Origin of the sequence: Pseudomonas sp. Irchel 3A18, from assembly GCF_900187465.1 — a bacterium.
Classification (GTDB): domain Bacteria; phylum Pseudomonadota; class Gammaproteobacteria; order Pseudomonadales; family Pseudomonadaceae; genus Aquipseudomonas; species Aquipseudomonas cichorii.
In genome coordinates this window covers 1-5650 of record NZ_FYDI01000030.1, presented here as the reverse complement: position 1 = coordinate 5650, position 5650 = coordinate 1, and the positions used below count along the sequence as shown (strand labels likewise).

The 5650-nt window shown below is 60.3% G+C and carries 2 protein-coding genes; both read right to left on the bottom strand.

The features are described 5' to 3' along the window. The coding region (locus CKW23_RS26035; protein WP_143499024.1) for a condensation domain-containing protein at nucleotides 1-2077 on the bottom strand (2077 nt) is incomplete at its 3' end. After that, a partial coding sequence (locus CKW23_RS26030) for a non-ribosomal peptide synthetase (protein ID WP_143499022.1) occupies nucleotides 2074-5650 on the bottom strand: 3577 nt, incomplete at its 5' end. The genes CKW23_RS26030 and CKW23_RS26035, both read right to left, overlap by 4 nt.

Genomic DNA, 5650 nt, shown 5'->3' with positions numbered 1-5650 from the left:
CGGATTGCTGAGCCAGAGCCAGACGGTCCAGGTCGATGCGGGCAGCGCCTTGAGGCACGTCCAGGTCGCCATGGGTCAGAATCTGGCGAGCGCCGCTGTCCTGCACCATGAACGCCTGACGTTCCTGGGGTGCATTGACGTCCAGCGGCACATAAACGGCGGCACATTTATTAATCGCCAGTTGCGCCACCAGCAGATCCAGGGAGCGTGGCAGCAGAATGGCTACGGCATCGCCAGCAATCACACCCTGGCTGATCAGATGATGAGCCAGTCGATTGGCCCGGCTATTGAGTTCGGCGTACGTCAGCGTCTGCTCGCCATGAACAGCGGCCAGCGCTTCAGGACGCTCGGCCACCTGTTGTTCAAACAGGGCATGAACGGAGCTGTCCCGTGGATAGTCGGCAGCACTGTGATTGAAGCTGTGCAGCAGTTGCTCACATTCGGCCTCGGGCAGAACCGGAATATCCGTCAGTTCGGTTTGACCACCCGCCTCCAGAGCGCTGACCAGATGAGTCATGGCCGAGGCCATATAACCTGCAACACGTTGCGCGCCGATTTGCACCGATGCCTGCACGTTGAGTGCAAAATGCTCACCGAAATCGTCAACCGACAGAATCAACGGGTAGTTGGTCCGCTCTTCCGCACTCAGGGTTTCAATACCTTTCCAGGCGGCCAGTGTCTGCGCATCCAGCGGTTGCCCGGCGTCAGCGCTGTGCCGGTAGTTCAGCAAGGCGCTGAAGAGCGGTGTCGGGGCGAGTACGCCGCTGCAACGCTGGGCAAGCGCCAGTGATGCATGCTCATGGCCCAGCAATTGAGTTAGCGTGGCGTGGGTATTCGATACCCCGTCACGGGCATTCTGCCCGCCGATACGCACACGCAACGGCAAGGTATTGATAAACATGCCCAGGGATTGCCCGCTGGCCTGCATGCTCTGCATGCGACCTAGCATGACCGTACCGAACACCACATCGTCGCGGCCCGATACCACGCTCAGCACCCGGGCCCAGGCCAGATGGCAGAGACTGGCGGCGCTGACGCCCAGTTGTCGGGTCTGGGTACGCAAGCGTTGCCCAAGCTCAGGGGACAACGTCAGGTGCGCCTCTTCGACTCCGTTACCGTCGCCCAGCACATCCTGCAGGCCGAACGGCAAGGTAGGCTCATCCATGTCTCCCAGCATCTCGCCGAAAAACGCTTCGTGGCCCTGACGCTTTCCGGGCTGGCGGGTTTGCGCCACATAGTTGCGATAAGGCACAGGGGGTTGGAGGGTTTTAGACTGACCGGTCAAAAACGCCTGCATTTCATGCTGCACGATCTCCAGCGCAGCATGGTCGATGGCCAGGTGATGGAACAGCAGCATGCCCAGCCAGCGCTGGTTGGCCTTGTCTTCGCTGACCACCAACAGCATCAGCGGAGCCTGGCCGATATCCAGGCGGTAATGACGAGGATCGAAGCGTGCCTTGAGTTGCGGCAACACTTCACCCTCTTCCAGTTCCTGGCTGATGTCCCTGACGCCCAGCTTCGCCTCACGCCAGACCACCTGTACCGGCTCATCCAAACCTTCCCACACAAGCGATGTGCGCAAGATGTCATGCCGGTCGATCACGCTCTGCAAGGCCGCGACGAAATCATCCAGTCGCTCGCGGCTTGCCATGGTGAAGTCGGCCTGCAACACGTAAGGATCACCACGCTCGGCAGTCAGGTGATGATAGAGAACCCCTTCCTGCAACGGTGCCAGCGGGTAGATGTCCTGAACATTGGCAGTGCCGCCCGGAATACTGGCCACGATCCTGTCGATGGCCGCCTGATCCAGGGTCAGCAACGGCAGCATATCCGCAGTGATGTGCTCACAACCCGGAACAATGCCGTTGGCTGGCACATTCTGCAGGCTCGCCAGGGTGGTGGCATACGTGCCGTTCTTGATCGACTCGATCAGCATTGCCTTGTGTTCACGCAACAAGGCAAGGACGGCTGGCTCGGCCAGTGACTGCTTACGACCGCGTACAGCCAGTTGCTCACCCGAAACGGAAAGCTCGACGCCTTTTTCTTCCAGTGTTGCCAGCAGTTCAATCAAATTCACAGGAAAATCTCCGTTTTTTCCGTCGCAGCGGCGTATTTCGCGAGGGTAGGTTGTTCAAACAGGGTTTTGACGTCGGCTTCCATGCCCGCCTGACGCACTTTCTCCATCAGGCTGACCACCAGCAGCGAATGGCCGCCCAGCTCGAAGAAGTGGTCATGGCGTCCTACCCGCTCGACCTTGAGCACTTCAGCCCAGATCTGTGCCAGAAGGATTTCGGTTTCGCCTTGGGGCGCTTCATAGCCACGGCTGATAACGGCCTGCTGGTCGGGTGCCGGCAGTGCCTTGCGATTCAGCTTGCCGTTAGGTGTCAGAGGCAAATGTTCAAGATGGACATAGGCCGCAGGCACCATGTAACCCGGCAACTGGTCTTGCAGATGCGTGCGGAGGACTTCCAGATCGACCTGGGCAACCGTCAAAGTGAAATAAGCCACCAGACGCTTGTCACCCGGCACGTCCTCACGGGCAATGACCACCGCTTCTTTCACGGTTTCATGACGTGCCAACCGGGCCTCGATCTCGCCCAACTCGATACGGAAGCCGCGAATCTTCACCTGATCGTCGTTACGGCCCAGGTATTCGATACTGCCGTCTGCCAGCCAGCGGCCCAGGTCGCCGGTGCGGTACATGCGGGCGCCGGTGTCGGTGCTGAAAGGGTCGTCCATGAAGCGTTCGGCAGTCAGGTCATCCCGGTTCAGGTAACCCCGTGCCACGCCATCACCACCGATGTACAACTCGGCCGCCACGCCCATGGGCACCGGTTCGCCCTGCTCGTCCAGCAGGTAAAAACGATTGTTGGCAATCGGCCGCCCGATACCGACACGGGTCGATACCTTGTCATTGACGTCAAATTGCAGCGACGACGACCAGATGGTGGTTTCGGTCGGGCCGTAGACGTTCCAGAGCGTTTCAACTCTGGCGGCCACACGCTGTGCCAGCTCCAGAGGCAGCGCCTCACCACCGCACAAAGCCCTGAGCCCGGAAGCACCGGACCAGCCGGAATCCAGCAACAGTCGCCAGGTGGCGGGCGTGGCCTGCATCAGTGTTGCACCGCTGTGGCTGATGGCCTCGGCCAGCAATTGCGGGTCATGGCTTTGACGGCGATCCAGCAGCACGGTACGGGCGCCGCAGATCAGCGGCATGTAAAGCTCAAGGCCGGCAATGTCGAAGCTGATGGTGGTCAGTGCCAGCATGCGATCTTGCGGCGTCGCCTGAACCATGTCGCGCATGGCACACAGGAGGTTGACCACGCCCCGCTGTTCGACCATCACCCCCTTGGGCTTGCCGGTGGAACCGGAGGTGTAGATCACATAAGCCAACTGCCGGGAATCGGCCTGGCCAGTGACCGGATCAGCCGGCCCTGAGCGCCAGGACGCCTCAGGGCCGAGATCGATGGTCGCTACACGACCGCAGGACAGGCCTTCCGGTATCTGACCCAGGGTCAACAAGGCCACAGGAGCACTGCTGTCCAGCATGTAGTTCAAGCGATCGGCCGGATAGTCCGGATCAAGCGGCACATAAGCGCCACCCGCCTTCATGATCGCCAGCAGGCCGACCACCATCTCGATACCACGCTCGACACAGATCGCCACTCGGGCATTGGCAACCACACCCTGGTCGCGCAAATGCCGGGCCAGGCGATTGGTACACTCGTTCAGTTCGGCGTAGCTCAGTTGCCGATCCTCATGCACCAGTGCAATGGCCTCTGGTGTGCGCACTGCCTGGGCCTCAAACAGGCCATGGACGGTCTTATCGAGCGGATACGCCACACGGGTCGCATTGAACTCCGTGATCACACGTTCTCGCTCTTGAACCGGCAGAATGGAGACGTCCCGCATCCTTGAAACCGTTGCCCGCTCCATCGCATCGGCCAGCCCTGCCAGCGCCTGCTGCACATAGTCACAGACGCGTCTGGCGCCCACATCAGCAGAGGTCATGATCGAGAAAGCAAAGCCCTGACCTTCGTCATCCACCGACAGCGTCAGTGGATAGTTGGTGCGTTCTTCACCTTTGAGCAGTTCTATGCCCGCCCAGCCATCCATGCCTTCACGAGAGCGGGATGCTCCCGTATGGCGGTAATTGAGCAAGGCACTGAACAGAGGCAATGGCGCTTTTACAGCACTGCAGCGCTGCGCGAGCGTCAGTGAGGCATATTCGTGGACAAGCAGTCCGCTCAGACGGCGGTGAGTGTTCCTGACCGCATCCTGAACATTGATATCACCGACACTCACGCGCAACGGCAAGGTGTTGATGAACATCCCCAGCGCCCGATCGGCACCCTCGCCGCCCTGCATGCGCCCCATCAATACCGTGCCGAAGACCACTTCTTCCTTACCAGTGACCCTGGCCAGGACCTGCGCCCATGCAAGGTGATAGAGACTGGCCATGCTGACGCCAAGCCCACGCGCCTGATGGCGCAGTCGCTGTGTCAGATCGGCATCCACGGCCTGGCGAACCTCTTCGATACCGCTGCCATCGCCCTGCACATCCTGCAGGTCGAAAGGCAGTGTCGGTTCGTCGATATCCCCGAGCATATTCTGGAAGAACACTTCGTGCTCTTCGCGACTGGCTCCCAGGCGGGCCTGGGCCACGTAGTTGCGGTAAGGCACCGAGGCCGCCAGCGTATGCTCGCTGCCTTGCATGAACGCCTCGATCTCATGGGAAAGCACGGCCAGCGAGGTTGCATCGTCTATCAGGTGATGGAACAGCAGGATGGCCACCCAACGATCGTTGAGCGGATCCCGCGCGCAGGCAATGCGCATCAGGGGAGCCTGACGGATGTCCAGGCGGTAATGGCGTGGATCGAAACGCTCATGCAGACGGGTTTCAATATCGCCGTCAGCAGGATCCAGGCTCACGACTTCAACACCCAGCTCCGCTTCACGCCAGACCACTTGCAGTGGTTCGTCCAGACCTTCCCACAGCACAGCGGTGCGCAGGATGTCGTGACGGGCAATAACGGCCTGCAAGGCCTGGGCGAAAGCTTCGATCCGACTCTCACTGTCAAAGCCGAACATCACATATTGCAGGTACGGGTCACCAACGGAGGCCGCCAGGTGGTGATACATGATCCCCTCCTGCAGCGGAGCCAGGGCATAGATGTCCTGCACATTGGCAACACCGCCCGGCACACTGGCCACGACCGTGTCGATCTGCTCCTGACTCAGACGAACCAGTGGCAACATCTGCGGCGTAATACGCTCACAGCCAGCAGGAATAAGGTTGTCGGGAACAATTACGCCGCGCGTCCCGCCACCCACTGCCGCCGCCAGGGCTTCGAGGGTTGGTTGGCCAAACAGCACACGCACATCGGCGCTGAGATTCTGTTGACGCATCCGTTCGATCAGCTTCACTGCCAACAACGAGTGACCGCCCAGCTCGAAGAAGTGGTCATGACGACCCACTTGCTCAACACCCAGCAATTCCTGCCAGAGTTCGGCAATCGCCGTTTCGACTTTGCCTTGCGGCGCTTCATAGGCCCGGCTGGCCAATGCCGATTGATCCGGCACAGGCAGCGCCTTGCGGTCCAGCTTGCCGTTAGTAGTCAGCGGTAGCGATTCCAGCATCACAAAGGCA